The sequence below is a fragment of the Paraglaciecola algarum genome, assembly GCF_021532655.1.
GTDB lineage: Bacteria > Pseudomonadota > Gammaproteobacteria > Enterobacterales > Alteromonadaceae > Paraglaciecola > Paraglaciecola algarum.
The window spans coordinates 606,532-625,634 of record NZ_JAKGAS010000001.1; the positions used below are offsets into that span (position 1 = coordinate 606,532).

At 37.5% G+C, this 19,103-nt stretch carries 15 protein-coding genes; 9 read left to right on the forward strand and 6 right to left on the reverse strand.

Annotated features, from left to right (window positions below; genetic code table 11):
- Positions 1-359: 359 nt before the first annotated feature.
- Positions 360-1,274: a DUF4861 family protein gene (locus L0668_RS02495; protein ID WP_235310476.1), complete on the reverse strand. Its 915-nt coding sequence runs from the start codon at positions 1,272-1,274 to the stop codon at positions 360-362.
- Between the two features lie 921 nt (positions 1,275-2,195).
- Here L0668_RS02495 and L0668_RS02500 point away from each other — a divergent pair.
- The 3 genes from L0668_RS02500 to L0668_RS02510 all read left to right on the forward strand — a co-directional run bounded on the left by L0668_RS02500 (position 2,196) and on the right by L0668_RS02510 (position 8,569).
- Positions 2,196-5,360, forward strand: coding sequence for a TonB-dependent receptor (locus tag L0668_RS02500; protein ID WP_235310477.1), 3,165 nt, complete (start codon positions 2,196-2,198; stop codon positions 5,358-5,360).
- Between the two features lie 114 nt (positions 5,361-5,474).
- Entirely contained in the window at positions 5,475-6,911 is a 1,437-nt protein-coding gene (locus tag L0668_RS02505; RefSeq protein ID WP_235310478.1) for a BNR repeat-containing protein, read from the forward strand.
- A 251-nt stretch (positions 6,912-7,162) separates the two neighbouring features.
- Entirely contained in the window at positions 7,163-8,569 is a 1,407-nt protein-coding gene (locus tag L0668_RS02510; RefSeq protein ID WP_235310479.1) for an FGGY-family carbohydrate kinase, read from the forward strand.
- An 86-nt stretch (positions 8,570-8,655) separates the two neighbouring features.
- On the opposite strand, the gene L0668_RS02515 is transcribed toward L0668_RS02510, so the two are convergent.
- Both L0668_RS02515 and L0668_RS02520 read right to left on the reverse strand, forming a co-directional pair.
- On the reverse strand, positions 8,656-9,444 hold the full coding sequence (locus L0668_RS02515) for a DeoR/GlpR family DNA-binding transcription regulator (protein WP_235310480.1): 789 nt from the start codon (positions 9,442-9,444) through the stop codon (positions 8,656-8,658).
- A gap of 459 nt (positions 9,445-9,903) precedes the next feature.
- The gene (locus L0668_RS02520; RefSeq protein WP_235310481.1) at positions 9,904-11,124 is read right to left on the reverse strand and encodes a pyridoxal phosphate-dependent aminotransferase; all 1,221 of its coding nucleotides are present in this window, start codon (positions 11,122-11,124) and stop codon (positions 9,904-9,906) included.
- A gap of 185 nt (positions 11,125-11,309) precedes the next feature.
- Between L0668_RS02520 and L0668_RS02525 the strand changes: the two genes are divergently transcribed.
- On the forward strand, positions 11,310-11,828 hold the full coding sequence (locus tag L0668_RS02525; protein ID WP_235310482.1) for a hypothetical protein: 519 nt from the start codon (positions 11,310-11,312) through the stop codon (positions 11,826-11,828).
- Positions 11,829-11,918: 90 nt separating this feature from the next.
- On the opposite strand, the gene L0668_RS02530 is transcribed toward L0668_RS02525, so the two are convergent.
- A complete protein-coding gene (locus L0668_RS02530) occupies positions 11,919-12,293 on the reverse strand; it encodes a hypothetical protein (protein ID WP_235310483.1) in 375 nt (124 codons plus the stop codon).
- Positions 12,294-12,425: 132 nt separating this feature from the next.
- On the opposite strand from L0668_RS02530, the gene L0668_RS02535 reads away from it, so the two are divergent.
- Both L0668_RS02535 and L0668_RS02540 read left to right on the forward strand, forming a co-directional pair.
- Positions 12,426-13,187, forward strand: a complete 762-nt coding sequence (locus L0668_RS02535; RefSeq protein WP_235310484.1) for a Nif3-like dinuclear metal center hexameric protein — start codon at positions 12,426-12,428, stop codon at positions 13,185-13,187.
- Positions 13,188-13,201: 14 nt separating this feature from the next.
- Positions 13,202-13,984: a methyltransferase gene (locus L0668_RS02540; RefSeq protein WP_235310485.1), complete on the forward strand. Its 783-nt coding sequence runs from the start codon at positions 13,202-13,204 to the stop codon at positions 13,982-13,984.
- A gap of 3 nt (positions 13,985-13,987) precedes the next feature.
- Here the strand turns inward: L0668_RS02540 and L0668_RS02545 are convergent, their stop codons facing one another.
- Positions 13,988-14,485: a glutathione peroxidase gene (locus L0668_RS02545; protein ID WP_235310486.1), complete on the reverse strand. Its 498-nt coding sequence runs from the start codon at positions 14,483-14,485 to the stop codon at positions 13,988-13,990.
- Positions 14,486-14,562: 77 nt separating this feature from the next.
- Here L0668_RS02545 and L0668_RS02550 point away from each other — a divergent pair, with 77 nt between their 5' ends.
- Complete coding sequence (locus tag L0668_RS02550) at positions 14,563-15,435, forward strand: NAD(P)-dependent oxidoreductase (protein WP_235310487.1); 873 nt, start codon at positions 14,563-14,565, stop codon at positions 15,433-15,435.
- 1 nt (position 15,436) lies between these two features.
- Here L0668_RS02550 and L0668_RS02555 read toward each other — a convergent pair whose 3' ends face one another.
- Positions 15,437-15,919 (reverse strand): MarR family winged helix-turn-helix transcriptional regulator, encoded by a 483-nt coding sequence (locus L0668_RS02555; protein ID WP_235310488.1) that lies wholly within the window; start codon positions 15,917-15,919, stop codon positions 15,437-15,439.
- 462 nt (positions 15,920-16,381) lie between these two features.
- On the opposite strand from L0668_RS02555, the gene proB reads away from it, so the two are divergent.
- The gene (gene proB, locus L0668_RS02560) at positions 16,382-17,485 is read left to right on the forward strand and encodes a glutamate 5-kinase (RefSeq protein WP_235310489.1); all 1,104 of its coding nucleotides are present in this window, start codon (positions 16,382-16,384) and stop codon (positions 17,483-17,485) included.
- Between the two features lie 122 nt (positions 17,486-17,607).
- Positions 17,608-19,101 carry an ATP-binding cassette domain-containing protein gene (locus tag L0668_RS02565; protein WP_235310490.1) on the forward strand — a complete coding sequence of 498 codons (1,494 nt, stop codon included), beginning with the start codon at positions 17,608-17,610 and terminating at the stop codon, positions 19,099-19,101.
- The last annotated feature ends 2 nt before the right edge of the window (positions 19,102-19,103 follow it).

Sequence of the window (19,103 nt, forward strand, 5' to 3'; positions counted from 1 at the left end):
AAGGTTTTCACTCCTTTGGCTCAACACTTACTTGAGGGGGAATAAACACCTAGACCAAGGATATATGGTAAGCAGTGAATTTCACTACAATATTCGAACCTCAGTTTTTAGGGCTTTATACTACTTTAGGAATTGTTTAGGCATGGGAGAAATGCTGTGGTGACTACCGAAATACTAAGAACTCTAAGTGATATACAAGTTAAAGCCGAAGTGATGGCAGTTTGAACTGTTAATTTTATTGGGTAGGGTTATTTAAATAAAGCTCTGCAATTATTCTTGTTAGGGATAGGTATATCACTTGTGAAAGAAATAAGCTAAGGCTAAGCATTATGAAGCACAGCCTTAGCTAATTATCGCTGTTACTTTGTTTGATTATCCAAATAAGTCTGCCAAGCTTGGTTAGTTGTGATTTCACCTGCACCTTGCCACGCAAAACCTGATTTGTAAGATAGTTTTCCTTGTTCGTCAGTTTTAGTAAACATCCAAATATGGCTTTCATCTTTCACATTTGTTGGTATATGTTTAATACTTTCTACTAACTCTGGAGCGAGTAGGGCGCCTGTACCTATACCTAAGTCATCGATGACTTCCCAAGCTGAAATACGGCCGGTTTCTTTATTAAAGAAAACTTGAGCTTTTTCATCGTGGGTAGCCACGCCAATCGCTATGGGTAACACACTTGGCTTACCGTCTAAGGTAAAAACAGAGTCAACTTGAAATAAATGTGTGCCTAATGGTAATGAAATAGTTTTCATTTCTTTAACTATGCCAAGCGGTGTATACCATTCGTATTCCAGTTCAACAGCAAAGTTATTTCCACCACTTTCAAGTACTTTATAACTTTTATAACTGTGCGCGGTATAAGGTTTACCATCTAACCATATTGCAGTTCCACCTACACCTCGGCTGATGCCTGTGTGGTATGGGTCATAACCTTCGCCATGATCTTCGTGATAAGAAATGCCATCAACATGAGCTTGATACCATTTATCGATTATCGAATAGTCTACTTTTTTAAGCCACGCATCGACACCACTAGAATGTCCTTTTAAAGGAGCTGCAGGACCGTATACACGAAAAGCTACTTTGTCGTTTTCCCATGCAAAGTCGTCTCGACGCTCAGGTACAAATCGGCCATAAGCCATGACTTTTGGTAAGCCTGTAGACGCAGTCTCGCTTGTTTCTGCAGATGATCCTGAATGATTTGTAGCGCAGCCTAATAATGCAGCACTGGCGGTTAAAGCTAGTAAAAGTGGAGTGAAATGTATACGCATAATTGGTTTCCTACTATTTTGGGATTGGTGTAACTTAACTAATGATCTTCGCCAATTTTACTAACGGCATTCTATATTTAATGTGTTGTGTTTAAAAAAGGTAACCATTAGACATAGCCGTTAACTCTTAAAATTCACTTGTATTGTTTTCATACAAGCTTGAGATGTTGCACCAATGTGAATGAAAATGCAATTTAATTAGTCCCTTCGTCGAATTCATATGTAGCCAATTAACTCATGCCTAATTTGCTCTAAATTGATCACTCAAATTATGGCATGCTGGTCTATGATGAATGTTTTTGCAGCGAATAAGGCGCTATTTATACAATGAAGCACGGATGTGGTGTAGTTGTTCTACATATGTATATGAGTCAGAGCTGAGGGGGCAGAAATGGCGTACAAACGGCACTACTTTTATTTCAATTCAATTTTGGCAGATAGTTAACGCTTAAATGCCCAATTAGTAAGGAGACCATCACATCGGGGGATTTATTCGCTATATGCATGTAGCTCACCTACAAGCATACCAAACTAAAGCGGTTCAAAAAATATATCCTATGTTTTTGTAATTGTTTGGAGGGTTATCAGTTAACAGTTTATTTACAATCATAATTAGCCAAATATGACTTAAATGGATTGTTTATTTACCTTGTATATCGCTATTTTATTTAATTGTGGCTGTTTTTTACATTGTCATTATTTTTTGTGGAATTTATCTAAAGTTTAAACTTCAATTAAAACAATAGTTTAATTTTATGCTTGTCTTATATGTGACAATTATGATTGAAAATGATTTGTTTTAATTTTTTTGAGTGCTACAATTGTTAACGAATTGTTTACATGTGTTGATATTTGTCAACGTAACTAGCGAATAATAATAACAATAAAAATAACAAATTCTTACTTTTAGAGAGAGTCAAAATGCAGAATCAAAAACCTAATGTAAATCATAATAAAATAATTAAAGGTGCTGTTATAAGCAGTGCTGCTAGTTTGCTATTTGCGGTAAGTGCACCAAGCGTAATCGCCCAAGAAGTTAATTCAGCAATCGAAAAGAGAAGACAAGCAGAGTCAGTAGAAGTTATTGAAGTATCTGGCGTTCGAAGTTCATTAGAGAATGCACTAAATGTAAAACGAGAAGCAGCATCAATTGTTGATGCGATTTCTGCAACAGATATCGATGCACTACCTGCACTTGATTTAGGTGAAGCATTGCAAGCTTTGCCAGGCGTGCAATTAAATTCAGAATCTGAAGGCCGTCAATCTACCATTAGTTTACGTGGTTTAAGTAGTGGTTTTGTTAAGACTACTGCTTTTGGTCAGTCTTTTGCCACCCCTACACCAGCGGGCGGTAACCGAGTAGGTGCACCTAACCCATTTTCATCTTTTGAATCAGGTATATTTGATGGTGTGACAGTGGTTAAATCTCCCACTGCTGACTTACAAGAAGGTGGCTTAGCCGGTATTGTCGATAAAAAGCTACAACAGGCGCTATCGAAAAAAGATGGTACAGCGACTATCAGTATTGGTGATCGTTACGAATCATTAGCTGAGTCACATAACCCTAATATTAAATTCTCGGGTGTTAAACATTTAATTGAAGATAAATTAGCGGTGGCCTTTAAGTTCAGCCATTCTGGTCAAGAATTTAGACGAGATACCTTTGATATTATCGACTATGTTTACGCAGACGACGTTGCCGATGTTATGCCTAACCATCTAGGTAGAAACACCAATGATGGCGTACGTGCGACGAATGTTGCTGAATACCGAGAAACATGGGGCGTACCAGCTGATGCCGAATTACGTGTGCCACAAAAAGCAAAAAATGTCACTCAGTACAGTAATGGTGACAGATCATCATTTAGCGGTAACATTGAATACCGTGCAACAGATGACTTAAAACTAGGTGCTCATATTCTAATGTCAGAGCGTAATTTAGATGACGGTACGAAAGAAGTAACCAATTTTGAGACAGGCTTACACAGGACTAATGCAGGTAACGACTTTCATCAAGGTGTAGTGACTTTAGATATGGACGTAGCACCATTTGCCTATACAGCCTTAACGGCAGATGGTAGTGGCGGAGAGGCGTATATTGCCCCTGCTATTTCGTTCCAAAATGGTAAGTTACAAAATGAAAACCGTAAAACAACCTTTCATGAAAAAACAACCGGTATAATTTTATATGCTGACTATATAGCCGATGATTGGGTCTACGATGCTAGGGTAGCGTATTCTGAAGCGGAGAATGAATTTACCAACATAGGTGTGGGTTATAATCACCAAGGCAACAGAAATGCGTCACAAACGCCTAGTGGTTTTAATGGTTACATCAATACTGGTCGCGGAGACATAGACGATATTCGAGTAAGCGGTGGGTTAGAAGTACCTTATGTTTACGATAATATTTGGCCAGATACACCGAGACCTGTTACAGATAATGGTCTTTCGGTACTTGCTGATGCCAACCAAGGTCGACGTCTATCTACCTATGTGAACGGCCGTACTCGTGATTTGTTGTCTGACATGGGTAGTGCTGAGTTCAACGCCCAGCGTTATACTGAGTTTGGATTTGGTGACGGTTTACGTTTTGATTCTATAAAAATGGGCGGACGTTATCAGACAGAATCAATTGAAAGTATTGATAAAGTACATGGTTTAGGTGGGGTAAACCTGAATAATCTAAGTGCTTCGTTGCTTTCAAATAACCCTTTGTCAGCTCAGCAAGCGCCTTTCTTTAATGGCAATATTCCAGGGACTTTTGATGAAAACAGTGGCTGGGTTACCGTAGATAACGATGCCACTATTGCAGCACTACAAAATGGTATTATCACTGATCGTAATGAAGTACCTTTAGGCTCGTTAGATGAATTACATTTCTCAACCACCATGAACCGTGCTGGTTTTTGGGATAGAGCAAGAAAACCTAATGGTCAAGGCTGGTTCTTTGATTATAACTATGATGTACAACAAGAGATTACCGCGTTTTATGTAACCACTGATTTTTCTGGCGAATTACCACTTGATATTACTTACACTGGTAACTTTGGTGTACGTCAGGTTAAAACTGAAAATACTTTTGATGGTTTTCAAACCCAGACAGATGAATCAGGCACTACAACCTATTCACCGGTTAACTTTGTAGATAGTTACAACAATACATTACCCATGGCCAATATTGCCTTTGAGTTAACTGAAGACGTGGTATTACGTGCGGCTTATTATGAAGGCATTGTAAGACCAAATGTTAACTCACAACGCCCAACACCTAGCTATCAAGCGGGTAATAATTCAGTATCCCTTAAAAAACCAAACGCAACGTTAAAACCATATGAAGCAGATATGTATGATGTTTCTTTAGAATGGTATAACCGCGAAGGTAGTGCGATTTCGATTGGTTTCTTTAAGAAAGAAATTAGTAATTTGTTTGGTCAAGATGATATTTATTGTCCTACTGATGGTTCAGATGCCATGGTTAATGACTTCATTGGTCAGATTGAATTAGTGGGTGATACCTGTCAGCAAGTTGAGCTATTTACTCCAGAGTTTTTAGGAGAAGAAGGTGAGATACAACAAGAAGCAAGAAACCGTACTGTTAATATCGATAATCCGGTTAATAGTGATGAAGTACTTGAAGTAGAAGGTTTTGAGCTAGCGATTCAACAGAAACTAGACTTTTTACCATACCCTTGGAATGGTTTCGGTGGTGTATTTAACTACACTAAAATCGACCAGAAGGGTGATGAAGGCCTATTATCACGAGTGTCTCCTGAGTCATTTAACGTGATCACTTATTGGGAAAACGATGGTGTTAGTTTACGTTTTGCTTATAACTGGCGTGATGATCAAAAAACTGCTGGTGCGAATAGCTTCTTAGGTACAGGTACCAGAACGATTAAAGCCAAAGGGCGTTTAGATTTCTCTGGCTCTTATGCAGTTTCTAAAAACCTTAAGTTATATGTACAGGCGATTAACCTAACGGATGAAATTACTACATCACATTATGGTTACACCGACGATGCAATACACCAGTTAAGTTATACAGGTCGTATTTATAAAGTATCAGCTAGCTACAAATTCTAAAGTTTGTGTGTAAATTGAAAGGCTAGGTTCTGCCTTTCTTTAAGCTTAGTAACTGTGATATGAAAGTTCATATTAAGGTTGCTAAGCTTTTTTTGTTTTAAAGGAATGGGTCTTATGTCGAATGGCTTTATGGATCCATTATTCGTTTTATTAGAGGTATATGTGATTAACTTCAAGCAAAAATTGAAATCGTATTTAGTCATTTTGTCGGCGGCAGTGTTCTTTACTCAAGTGAATATTGTAACGGCGGCAAGTGAGATGCAAAAACAACAAATTAAATCTATAGCCATTGATACCGTATGGTCGGGTCATAGAATTAAGCCTTATTTACTCACTCGAGGTGAGCATCAATACCTTGCGTATTTTGATGCTAACCGCCAAATGACAGTAGCTCATCGTAAACTTGGCGCGCCTTGGCGTTATTATAAAGTGGATAGTTGGTTGGGCTGGGATAGCCATAACTACGTGACTTTAGAAGTGGATTCTGAAGGACATATTCATGTTATGGGTAATATCCACGCCGATCCTATGGAATATTTCCGTACCAGTGAACCTCACCAAGTGCGCTCATTGAAGCGAATTGAAGTGATGGTTGATAAAAGTGTTGAACAGCGCATGACTTACCCTATTTTTATGTTGAATAAAGCTGGGGAGTTATTAGTTAAGTACCGTGACGGTGGCAGCGGTAATGGAAACGAAATTTACAATATATATGACACAAAAACTAAAACTTGGTCACGTTTACATGCAAACCAATTTTTAGATGGCCAAGGATTAATGAGCGGTTATTTTGAAGGCCCGACTTTGGGGCCAGATGGTAACTTTCATTTAATATGGGTATGGCGTAATACGCCTAATGCGGCTACTAATCATAGTTTATCCTATGCTCGAAGCCCTGATTTGGTGAGTTGGGAAGACTCTAGTGGCAACCCCTTGGCTTTACCTTTAACGTTGGCAAAAACAGAAGTTGTCGACCCAGTAAAACCCGGTGAAGGCATGATCAATGGCAACGTTAAACTTGGTTTTGATAAACACAACAAACCTATGATCACTTATCACAAATACGATCCAAACGGTGACACTCAAATGTATTTGGCTCGCCGCGAACAGGCTAGTTGGAATAGTGTACAAATAAGTGATTGGAAAGGATTTAGGTGGGAATTTGGAGGAGGTGGATCGTTAGGGCGTTTTCCTGTTAAACCATACAAACCTAGTGTGTTGGCCGATGGTAATATTGGTGTTTTGGTGCGAAAAAACGATGAAGTGATGCGTATAGTTGTAGATCATGACAGTTTGCGGACAACTAAGATTGAACCAGCGGAGCTCTACCCATCTATTATTCAACCAGTTACTAAAAACTCTAATAGTATGATGATGAAATCTACTGAGCTTCCACTTGAACATTCGGTATTTTCGGGTAAAGGGGATCTTGGGCCAGAAGGGCAGAGATACTATTTATCCTGGTATAGCCAGCCTGGTAATCGGGATAGAGCACATGTTGTGATAAGCCAACCGAGTGTTTTGTTATTACATGAGTTCTCAGAAAATTAACTTCAGTTACAAATGTAAGCTTATAGCGGCAGTCTAGTAATATAAATTGTCGCTTTTTAATACTCGGTTATGTATTAAATATAGATAATAAATCATAAATACTCTATTATGGTCATATGTGGTCACTTGTGCTTTATGTGAATTGTAATATTTGATTTACCCAGTAAATATGTATAGCTAGACACTGATTACATAGGTGTTTGTTGATTATTAATCGCTTTGAATGCACAACAAAAATAAAGAAAAAATTAATGACAGTTAGTATGCACGACAAATCTTTAGTTATTGATATTGGTAAGACTCATGTGAAGTTACATGTGTTAGACAATAGGTTTGATTCAGTTTTTTCTCGACAGATGAAGAATCAGGTTGTCAATGGCGGTATATACCCAAGTGCTGATACGGATAAAATATGGCATTGGTTAGTGGGAAATATTAAAGCTGCATCCCTTGAGCATACCAATATCAGTGCATTAACGATAACAACACATGGCGCAACTGCTGCTGTAATAGATAGAAATACGGATAAAAAAGATGGTTTAGTTTTACCGGTTTTAGATTATGAATACAGTGAGTTGGTAGAAAAATCTCTAGATTATAAACAAGTGAGACCTTCTTTTAACGATACCTTTTCTCCGGATTTACCAGTAGGTTTAAATTTAGGGCGCCAGTTGTATTGGTTAAAAAACAATTTTCCTGATGCTTTCTCACAAGCCACCGATATATTAATGTATCCACAGTATTGGGCTTGGCGTTTTACTGGCACTTTATACTCTGAAATTACCTCTTTAGGTTGTCATACCGACCTGTGGTCGGTAAAAAATAATCAATATTCTAGTTTAATTGATGCTCTTGGTTGTGAGGAGTTATTTCCGGAAATTAAACCGGCATGGGCGGATTGTGGAAAACTCAAACCGGCATTGGCTAAAGAGTTAGGTTTGTCACTCGATTGTCATTTTTATAATGGTATTCATGACAGTAATGCTAGCTTTTTACGTTATCGACTTGCACATAAGGACACTCCATTTACCGTAGTGTCGACAGGTACCTGGACAATACTTATGGCATCTCAAGTATCACTTGATAGTTTAGATGAGACTAAAGATATGCTGGCCAATATAGATGCTATGGGTGAGCCCATTGCTTGTGCGCGTTTTATGGGCGGTCGTGAATTTGAAGAAATATGTGAACAAGCAGGCTCTTGGCTTGGTGAGCAGTTTGAAGAAAGTGATATTCAAAAAATAATTGACCAAGAAGTGTTTGCTTTGCCAGATTTTAGTCAAGGAAGCGGACCTTTTGGCGGTCAACCAAGTAAGTTTGTTGGGGAAGTGGATAAAATCAGCGGTATTGCCTTAGCTACAATATATTGCGCCTTAATGATGGACTACCAACTTGATAAACTAAACGCCCAAGGTAAAGTATTTATTGAAGGTGCTTTTTTGAAAAATCCATTGTTATGTGCGGTACTCAATCAATTGAGGAGTGAGCAGCAAGTATTTTTATCAAAGGATTCAACCGGCACAGTGCAAGGTGCTGGGTATTTAACTAGCTGGGGCAAAGTAGACTGTCATATAGATGCGGCTGAAGCTGGCGTTGTTAATCTTGAATGGTTAATTGAGTATAGAGATTTATGGCGAGCACAAGCTGAAAATAATTAAGCGATTTGTGCTTACCAATAAGGTAATAGTTTAAGATCCTAAAGAGAAGTTCTTTAGGATCAATATCTAGTATCTAGTATAAGAGCTTACTCGTCGCCTACTGCCTCAACTACTATTACTTCAATATCATGTTTTTCAAAATATTTAATTAATTCAGGGTCTGCTTTAGAGTCGGTTATTAAAATATCTACTTCAGATAAAGGACAGAAAACAAAATTACTTCTTTTACCCAACTTTGAACTATCGGCTAAAATAACAAGTTTTTCTGTTTGTTTTTTGAGTTTTTGTTCTGAGCGGATCAATAGTGGGTCGGATTCCATTACACCAAATTCACCTATGCCTGGTGTACCCATAAACATCATAGTGCCATGAAAATATTCGCTGCTGTCTCTATCATAGGAGCTTAAAATAATTCCTTGCTCGCGATAAATTTCGCCACCAGGTAAGGTCACCTGAATATCAGAGTGTTCTGATAGGTAGTTAGCTAGTACAAATGAATTAGTTAATATATTTAAACTAAAATTAGCTAAATATTCGCCCATCATGTAAGTTGAACTACCACCATTGATTATAATTGAGCCGCCATTTTCACATAATTCAACCGCACGTTTTGCAATTAACTTTTTTGTATTAACACGTTTGGCTTTATCAACGATAAAAGCTGAGCTGGCAATATGTTTCTTTTTAGGTTCGCCATTTATAGACTCAGCTCCACCACGAATTTTATTAATTTCTCCTCGCTTTGACATTTTAGTAATGTCTCTACGAATAGTTGCTTCAGAGGCATTTAGTTTTTTAGTTAAATCCGGAACGCTAGCAAATTGCTGTTGGTCTAAGATGTCCTTGATAAGTTGTTGTCTGTGTTTTTCTAACATCGGTAGCGCATTTCCTTGTTCAGGCTAATTATTTAACAAATTATTCATATTCTATCTATATAAATTACTTTATACAATTATTGATAGATATTTATGCTTGAATTAGATTGATATTGAGAAATAGATTCTATACTTAAATTTTAATACAACTCCCTGTTTTTAGAGGAAATTTATTATTGTTTGGTAACTTGAAGCCTTTATATGTGTTATGGCTTGACTCTTTTTAAATCATTATGAACCAATTAAGCTTGCTTTTTCTAAAGGAAAGTTTGTGTCTTGGGGTTTATCATCTGGCTATGAGCATACTGAAAGTAAAAAATCTAGCGATTAACATTATCTTGGTTTAAGCAGGCCCTTAGATTCAAAATTCATTACAAGTTACGGTAAAACACATTTATGTTAGAAGGCGTAAGCTACGAACTTACGCATCTCAAATGGTAAAATGAGAAACCTCACGAATCAATTTACTTGCTTATAATGTGCAAAGAAATTAGCAATACCTTCTAAGGCTGGTTTGAGGACGTCTACACTAGGTAAAAATACCAATCTAAAATAGCAGCCTTGGTGCAGGTTAAATGCTGAACCATGGACTAACAGTACCTTTTCTGCACGTAATAAATCTAAGATCATTTTTTCGTCATTGGTGATATTGAATTTTTCAGCATCTACTTTAACGAAACAATACATGGCACCTTGAGGAATAACACACTCTAAACCATCAATGGCATTTAGCATTTCAAAAGCGAGATCTCTTTGAATTTTCAATCGTCCATCGTGACTAATTAATTCATTAATACTTTGATAGCCGCCTAATGCGGTTTGAATAGCGTGTTGACTGGGGACGTTGGCACACATGCGCATTGAAGACAGCATGTTTAGTCCTTCTATGTAACCATTAGCAATACGTTTATTGCCGCTGACCACTAACCAACCAGCTCTAAATCCTGCCACACGGTAATTTTTTGACAACCCACTTAAGGTGATAAAAAACACATCGTTGGCCATAGCTGCGATTGAATAATGTTTTGCATGGTCATATAAAATTTTATCGTAAATTTCATCACTTATGATGGCAATGCCAAACTCTCTGGCTATTTCTATAATCTCTTGTAGCAATTCTCGGCTGTACACCGCGCCAGTTGGGTTGTTTGGATTAATTAATACTATAGCCTTAGTTTTGTCGCTAATTTTGCTACGAATATCTTTTATATCGGGTTGCCAATTGTTGCTGTCGTCACATAAATAATGCACAGGTTTTCCTGAGGCTAAACTGACTGCTGCCGTCCAAAGAGGATAATCAGGGGCAGGAATTAATACCTCATCGTCATTATTCAACAGGCCTTGCATGGCCATAACAATTAGTTCGCTCACACCATTGCCAATAAATACATCGTCTATGCTGACATTCTTGATTTGTAATTGTTGGTAATATTGCATAACCGCCACACGAGCTGAATAAATACCATTCGAATCAGAATAGCCTTGAGAATTAGGTAAGTTGTGGATCACATCTTTCAATATATCGTCAGGTGCTTCAAAACCAAACGGGGCAGGGTTGCCGATATTGAGTTTAAGAATACGATGCCCTTCATCTTCCATTTTTTTTGCTTCGGTTAAAATTGGGCCGCGGATCTCGTAACAGACGTTTTCTAATTTATTAGATTTATTAATTAATTTCATAGACTTTAGTGACTTAACTGCAATTTGCACAGAGTAAACTAACAGCGGCACAGCTGTTAAGTTTTATTTTATTTAATACTGTTCGTTTAGGTTATATTCAGACGCGTTTACTTACATATTCAATATTGCTTTTAACGGTAAATATTATTTATCTTTGGTATCAGTATCAATTAACGGGTAATAATATGCCTGCTCCTTTATTTTGGTTTGGTGCCTCGGCTTTAGCTTTATTAGCAGGGGCTAAATATTCAAGCGATAAACAATTTAAACAAGTAGTGGGGACATTACCAGGAGATTGTGATCGTGCAGTAAAACCAATGGATGGTGCAATTGTATGTTGTGGTGTCTATGAGATGTTTGACCATTCTGGTATTTGGTTGGATGGCAAGATTATTGAGTTGAAAGGTAATGGTTTGATTCGAGGTGTTTCTCCCCAGAGGTTTCTTAAAGACCGAAGCGGTGAACAGATATTTATTGCTTGTAATTCAGTTTATCAGCCTTTCGCTGAGCGCCAAACTTTTGAAAATGCCGTTGCTAGAATATTTGAATACTCACAATATGATGTGGTTAACAATAATTGCCATAATTTTGTGTGGCAGTGTATTTCAGGTGAAAATGAAAAGGTTATGCGCTTTGTTGAATTAAACAGACTATTGTCGGAAAGGTTTAAGCGAATGATCCATTGGCAACCTTGTTTGTTTTAGATGTAAAGTAATGAGATAAACAGCCCTTAAGGCCCCATAAAAAAGGCTGCTAAAATTCGAATTTTAGCAGCCTTTTTTATGGGTTTAAAACTAACGAGGTAGTTTTACGCCAGAATTTTCAGTTTTAATTCTGTCTGCATAAAATGCTTTAACAGAGAAGTCAGATTTTTTAGCTTTTGACTTTGTTTTAGATGCTGCTTTTTTCTTAGCCGTTGTTGGAGTTTTTTCAGCTGATTTTTTCTTTTCAGCTTTTTTGTTAGACTCAACAAGTGCCTTTTCAGTAGGTGTTACTTTTGTAGAATCTAATGTTGAAATTTGCTCGTTTAGTTCAGCTAATCGTATGTTTTTTGCACCATCAACACTGTACCAACCGCCTTTTGCTTCGATGTTAGGAGCTTTACCATTAGCCTTAGTATAAGCTTCTGTGTATGCGGCGATTACTTGGTCTTTATCTAATTTACTCATAGTCAGGTCTTTGCCTTTTATATGTTTAATTACAAAATATGGTCGGGTTTTATACCTTTTTTTAACTATAATGTCTAATTTTGCAACTTTTTGTTAATAAAGTAGGCGATTTCGCGCTTTTTAGGAACTTAAATGTCGGTGACAAGAACTGAATTATTATGCTTTTTTGAGAAACTGCTTAGTCCAAATAAAATAAAAGATTATTGCCCAAATGGCCTTCAGGTTGAAGGCAAACAAACAATAAGCAAAGTGATCACTGGGGTTTCTGCTACACAAGCTCTAATTGATCATGCAGTTTGTGTTAACGCTGATGCGATATTTGTCCATCATGGGTATTTTTGGAAAGGTGAAGATCCCTGTATAACAGGTATGAAAAAGAAGAGGATTGAGACCTTATTAGCTCATAATATAAATTTGTTTGCTTATCACCTGCCTTTAGATATTCACCCTGAGTTAGGAAACAATGCTCAGCTAGCCAAGTTATTAGGTATCAATAACCTAACTGGTTTAGAAGAGGGCAATCCAAATAGCGTGGCCATGCGAGGTGAGTTTTCACCTAGTATTTCAGCAGATGAACTTACTCAAAGGATCACCCTAAATTTAAATCGACAACCTTTACACGAATCGTCAAATAAAAAGCAAATCAGCACAGTTGCTTGGTGTACCGGTGGTGGTCAAGGTTATATACAACAGGCTGCCGATTTAGGCATTGATGCATTTATTACGGGTGAGGTTTCAGAACAAACCATACATGTTGCTCGTGAGATGAATATCCATTTTTACGCAGCTGGGCATCATGCAACAGAACGATACGGGGCAAAAGCGGTAGCTGAATATGTTAATCAACAATTAGGCTTAGAAGCGAGTTTTGTTGATATTGATAATCCAGCGTAAAGCATAATATTGACATGAAAAATTCAAAATTAGATCGCAGTTTTAATGATATTGCGGGTAAATTCCAGACTAATATATATGGCTCAACTAAAGGCCGTTTACGTCACGATATGTTAATGGCCTATTTGCAACAAAATATTGATTTATCCAAAGTAGAAAATATCAAGTCATTAAAGGTGTTAGATGCCGGTGGAGGTACAGGCATGATGACTGAAACCTTACTCAAACTTGGTCACAAGGTTACTTTGACGGATATTTCAGATCAGGCCCTAGAAGTAGCTAGTAATAATTTAAAAGGTTATGACGATCTCAGTATTTTGCATACGGATATTTTGTCTTTAGATGAAAGTGAGCAATATGACTTAGTGATCTGTCATGCGGTTTTAGAATGGGTAGAAAAACCGAAAGAGGTGTTACGAAAATTAGCGAATTTGGTCAAGCCAGAAGGGGTGATGTCGGTTAGCTTCTTTAATCAAGATGCACAGCTTTTCGGAAATATGTGTTATGGCAATTTTGATTATGTAGAGCAGGGCATGCAGGTTAAAAATAGGGTGAGACTAACACCTAATAACCCTTTAAAACCCAAGGAAGTGTTAGCATATTTTACTGAATTGCCTGTGACAATAGTTCATAAAGCAGGTATTCGATGTTTTCACGATTATCTTCGTGATCTAGACAAGCAGCAAACGCTTTATGAAGAGTTGAAATCCCTAGAAATAAAGTATGGCGCACAAGAGCCATACTTATGGTTAGGTAAATATTTTCAGGTGATCGCTAAAAAAAAGTTACAAAGCTAAAAATTAAAGCAGAGCTTGAATATCTGCCGTAATTTTCTCAGGTTTAGTGGTGGAGCCATAGCGTTTTAGCACTTTCCCCTCTTTATTGACTAAAAACTTAGTGAAATTCCATTTGATATTTTTTGTACCTAGTACGCCAGGCGCTTGTTGCTTTAAATATTGGTAGAGGGGCACTGTATTTTCGCCATTAACGTCTATTTTTTTAAATAGAGGAAAATTAATGTTGAAGTTAAGGCTACAAAACTCTTCGATTTCAGTGTCGTTACCAGGCTCTTGATGACCAAACTGATCACAAGGGAATCCAAGTACTATAAATTCTTCAGATTTAAATTGATCATACAAGCTTTGTAATCCTTCATACTGAGGGGTAAATCCACATTTACTTGCGGTATTTACTATCAATAATACCTTGCCTTTATATTGCGCAAAGTTAATGTTTTCACCGTTGTTTAATATCGCATCAAACTGGTATATGGTGTTGGGGTTATTAAGAGCGGCCATTATCAATTTAGTCTTTGATTTTTAATGAGTACATAGTGTCATCTTTAGCCGTATGATCAAGAAATTAAGGAGTTTTTATGTCATTTAGGGTCGCGTTTATTGGTCTTGGTGTGATGGGGTATCCGATGGCAGGTCACTGTGCCAAGGCTGGTCATCAAGTAGTGGTGTTTAATCGCACCACAAGTAAAGCAAAAGCATGGGCCAATGAGTTCTCAGGTGAATTTGTGGTGTCTCCAAAATTAGCCGCTGAATCTGCAGATATTGTTTTAGTTTGTGTCGGAAATGACAATGACCTACGTTCGGTAATCTTGGGTGAAAATGGCGTTTTAGCAGGCGCCAGTGAAGGTAAAGTTATTGTTGATCACACAACAGCATCAGCAGAAGTCGCTCGGGAATTAGGTTTGTTATGTGAACAAAAAGGCGTGGGGTTTTTAGATGCACCGGTTTCAGGAGGGCAAGCAGGCGCAGAAAATGGGCAATTAACCGTAATGTTAGGTGGAAATCCAAAACATTATGATGTTGTTGAACCTGTATTAAATTGTTACGCAAAATTTAGCCGATTGTTAGGCGAGGTTGGCAGTGGCCAGCTAGCAAAAATGATGAATCAGATCTGTATTGCGGGAGCCGTTCAGGGGCTTGCTGAAGCATTAAATTTCGGCAAACAAGCCGGACTAGATTGCAAGGCTGTGATTGAAGTTATATCACAAGGTGCAGCCCAATCTTGGCAAATGGAAAATCGAGCCAATACCATGTTACAAGGTGAATATGAATTTGGCTTTGCCGTGGATTGGATGCGTAAAGATTTAGATATAGCGTTACATGAAGCTAGAAAAAATGGTTCAACTTTACCGCTAACTGCTTTGGTTGATCAATTTTATGCAGACGTACAAAAGTTAGGTGGTGGACGTTGGGACACTTCTAGCCTGTTAGCCAGACTAGAAACTAAATGAGTTAACTTTGCAGGAGGTTATGGATCTGGCCTACTTCTAATAATGGGGATGCGTCAATGTCGTCGGCATCCATCATTTTGGCAATACGTTGCATGGTAGATAACATTTGAGTTTGTTCCCACTCTTCAAGCTTCTCAAAACGATTAATAAAATGTTCTTGCAAAGGAGTAGGAGCATCTTGAATGGTATTGGTACCAGACTCTGTCAAGTGCAAGCCTACTTTGCGCTTGTCGATGGAAGACCTTTCTCTGACGACTAGGTTCCGGCTTTCTAACCTATCTAGAATACTAGTCACAGTAGCTGAACTTAGATTGATGTTTTCAGCTATGTCTTTGACCATCATGCCGTCTTTAGCTGCAATTTCATGCAAAACAATTAATTGTGGGCTGGTTAAACCCGTTTCTTTATTCAACTTTTTTGAATATAGATCAATGGCTCTTATAACTTTTCTCAGTGAAACAAGTAATTCTTCATACTTCTGCATTTTGTTAACCAATGGACCGCAAATTCCAGCTATTTTATCAAACTTTTTAAATTATGTATTGCGGGCTTTAAATCTTTATTGAGTCTTAAATTATTATATACAAGTAAATTAAATATAAATCGATCTATTAAGTATTAGTGAAGTAAATATTAATATTTTCGCTAAATATCTTAGAAGACGAATTGGTTTTTGTAGGCCTTATAAATTTACCATTCTCCCATTTTATACCATGTTATATTTTATGTTGTTGAAAATTTGTTCTGTATTCTGTTATAATTTAATTCGTACACTAATTAATAGTAATCAAATTTAAATAATTTTTTTAATTACCTAGTAATTAAGTACATTAAGTTTTAATAAATAAAAGGTATATATGTTTACTGTGTTTAAGTTTTATTCGATTCTCTTAGAAAATATTGGGCAGCATTGGGTCACAACAATTTTAATGTGGGATGGAAAATAATGGGATTTTTAAATTCAAAACGGATAGTAATTAAAATTGGTAGTGCTTTGATTGCCCCAAACAAAAAAGGCTGTAGTAGCTTTTACCTATTGAGTATTGCGCAGTTCATTATTCGCTGCCGAATGAAAGGTATAGAAGTGGTGCTTGTTTCCTCAGGTTCTGTGGCGGCAGGGGCTAAGTTATTCGCTGATAATGTATCACCTAGTGTAGCAATGAAAAAAGCCATGGCTGCAGCCGGACAGACAGAAATGATGGCCACATGGGATAAGTTATTTGATTTTCCAACAGCGCAAATATTATTAACTCACGGTGATTTGCGAGATCGTGAACGTTACATCAGTATTAAAGAAACCATTTCATGCTTACTGGAAAACGGCATACTTCCCATCTTAAATGAAAATGATACTGTCACCACAGACAATCTGAAAGTGGGTGACAATGATAATATGTCGGCTATGGTTGCGGCGGCGGCTGGGGCTGATTCGTTAATCATTTGTTCAGATGTTGATGGTTTGTATGACAAAAACCCAAATACTCATAAAGATGCCAAACTTATTCCTGAAGTAGCTGAAATTGATGCTTATATTTATTCTATAGCTGGTGACGCGACAAGTTTAGTCGGCACTGGTGGTATGAAAACTAAGATAGAAGCCGCTGAAAAAGCTGTGTCAAACGGTGTGCATACCTATATTGTAAACGGTTTTAGTGAACGTTCGTTTAACCTTTTACTTGAAGGTAACAACCCTGGCACATACTTCAAACCTGATGAAACGCCTATGCACGAACATTTGCATTGGATGACACACACTTCAACTTCGCAGGGTGAAGTGGTGGTCGATAATGACTTTTCTGCTTCGTTAGAAACTGAAAGTGTGCAGTTAACCAGTGATGAAATAGTCAGTGTTAATGGAGACTTTTCACCAGGCGATACTATTTTGGTGCGAACAGACGATGGCACTAAGTTAGCCAAAGCTAAAACTAATTATGGTAGTTGTTTGTTGAATTATATTGCTGAACAATCTGATGAAATGAAGTTAAGTGGCACATTTAATCCTGATGGCCCTATTATTTCAGAGCAAAATATTGCTGTTTTAGAAAACTAGCTTTTAGCCCGTTTACGTCTAACAACATCCCTATAAGAAGGCCGCACTTTGCGGTCTTCTTAGTGTTATAATCTTGAAAATGTCCTAACAGCTCGAAACTTCTACTTTCTAAATCGCTATTTATGAATATCACAGATCCCTTAGTTTCTTTATCTTCCTGTCTAATTAGATTCCAATCGTCATTTGAACTTAACATCACAGAATTAAACATATCAAAGCTACAACATACGGTTGTTTTAGGTCGAAATGGTAGCGGGAAAACCGCCTTAAGTGCTTTTTTAGCTGGTAACGGTACATTGGAAAGTGGGGCTGCTGACATCATAAAACAGCTTAGATGGGTGTCAATTGAACAGCAACAAGCCTTGATTGAAGCCGAAAAACAAAAAGATTGCGCCGATATTTGGGATGTCATCCCCGAGCCAACTAGTGTCGAAGAGGTGTTATATGAAGGTATTGAATCAAGTCAACTAGATCAAAATCTAGTCTTAAAAGTTTTAAAGTGCTTTTCTTTAGAGCCGTTATTAGAACGACCTTTTCGCGCCTTATCGACGGGCGAAACCAAAAAGTTATTAATAGCTAAATCGATTATTAGTGAACCAAGCTTAATGATATTAGATGAACCATGGGACGGGTTAGATAATAAAACCTGTATTGGACTGTCTGAGTTATTACTGTCAATTTCTGACAAGGTGACGTTTTTATTTGTATTAAATCGCGTGACTGAAGTACCTAGTTATTGTCAGCAACTTGTGCTGATGGATAACGCAGAAATTCAGTGGCAGGCCAAGGTTGAAAAAGACTCTGCTGGCGATCTTAATAATGATGTTAATAGCAAGTTAGATGAACTCATTACCCAGGTCAAACAGTTACAACATTTGCAACAAGTTGAACTAAGGTTACCGCAAACCGATAGTGAAATATTCGGCCCTAGACCACTTAATAGTAACGATCCATTAGTTAAGTTAACTAATGCTAAAGTACAATATGGAGACTCTGTTGTATTTAAAGATCTAGATTGGACCATACAAGCCAATCAACATTGGCAAGTCACTGGGCCAAATGGTTCAGGTAAAACCTGTTTGTTAAACCTAATTACTGGGGATCATCCCCAATGTTATGTCAATGATATTTTTGTTTTTGGCTATCAGCGAGGTAGTGGTGAAACAATCTGGCAAATCAAGCAGTATATTGGTTATATGTCGAATGTTTTACATTTGGACTACAGGGTTAATTGTTCAGTATTACATGTTGTATTGTCGGGGTTTTACGACAGCATTGGCTTGTATAAAACCCCAACTACTCGACAAATAAGCTTGGCTCATCAGTGGTTATCGTTAATGGCATTGGAAGATCAAGCTACAACTGGCTTTCAACAGCTATCCTTTGGTGATCAACGATTGGTTTTGATTGCTCGAGCTATGGTTAAACATCCAAGTTTGTTAATTTTGGATGAGCCTTGTAACGGTCTAGATGAAATAAACCGCTTAAAGGTTTTAGCTCTGATTGATTTGCTTGCGCGACAAGGCACAACAAGTTTACTTTACGTTAATCATCATCAAGAAGACGTGATCCCTAGTATTAAAAACCACATTAGCATGTTGGATTACAACGAGTAACT

What these genes read in the sequence shown, in the direction of transcription:
- L0668_RS02495 (WP_235310476.1), bottom strand. Translation starts at nt 1,274, where the DNA reads ATGCGTATACATTTCACTCCACTTTTACTAGCTTTAACCGCCAGTGCT.
- L0668_RS02500 (WP_235310477.1), top strand. Translation starts at nt 2,196, where the DNA reads ATGCAGAATCAAAAACCTAATGTAAATCATAATAAAATAATTAAAGGT.
- L0668_RS02505 (WP_235310478.1), top strand. Translation starts at nt 5,475, where the DNA reads ATGTCGAATGGCTTTATGGATCCATTATTCGTTTTATTAGAGGTATAT.
- L0668_RS02510 (WP_235310479.1), top strand. Translation starts at nt 7,163, where the DNA reads ATGACAGTTAGTATGCACGACAAATCTTTAGTTATTGATATTGGTAAG.
- L0668_RS02515 (WP_235310480.1), bottom strand. Translation starts at nt 9,444, where the DNA reads ATGTTAGAAAAACACAGACAACAACTTATCAAGGACATCTTAGACCAA.
- L0668_RS02520 (WP_235310481.1), bottom strand. Translation starts at nt 11,124, where the DNA reads ATGAAATTAATTAATAAATCTAATAAATTAGAAAACGTCTGTTACGAG.
- L0668_RS02525 (WP_235310482.1), top strand. Translation starts at nt 11,310, where the DNA reads ATGCCTGCTCCTTTATTTTGGTTTGGTGCCTCGGCTTTAGCTTTATTA.
- L0668_RS02530 (WP_235310483.1), bottom strand. Translation starts at nt 12,293, where the DNA reads ATGAGTAAATTAGATAAAGACCAAGTAATCGCCGCATACACAGAAGCT.
- L0668_RS02535 (WP_235310484.1), top strand. Translation starts at nt 12,426, where the DNA reads ATGTCGGTGACAAGAACTGAATTATTATGCTTTTTTGAGAAACTGCTT.
- L0668_RS02540 (WP_235310485.1), top strand. Translation starts at nt 13,202, where the DNA reads ATGAAAAATTCAAAATTAGATCGCAGTTTTAATGATATTGCGGGTAAA.
- L0668_RS02545 (WP_235310486.1), bottom strand. Translation starts at nt 14,485, where the DNA reads ATGGCCGCTCTTAATAACCCCAACACCATATACCAGTTTGATGCGATA.
- L0668_RS02550 (WP_235310487.1), top strand. Translation starts at nt 14,563, where the DNA reads ATGTCATTTAGGGTCGCGTTTATTGGTCTTGGTGTGATGGGGTATCCG.
- L0668_RS02555 (WP_235310488.1), bottom strand. Translation starts at nt 15,919, where the DNA reads ATGCAGAAGTATGAAGAATTACTTGTTTCACTGAGAAAAGTTATAAGA.
- proB (WP_235310489.1), top strand. Translation starts at nt 16,382, where the DNA reads ATGGGATTTTTAAATTCAAAACGGATAGTAATTAAAATTGGTAGTGCT.
- L0668_RS02565 (WP_235310490.1), top strand. Translation starts at nt 17,608, where the DNA reads ATGAATATCACAGATCCCTTAGTTTCTTTATCTTCCTGTCTAATTAGA.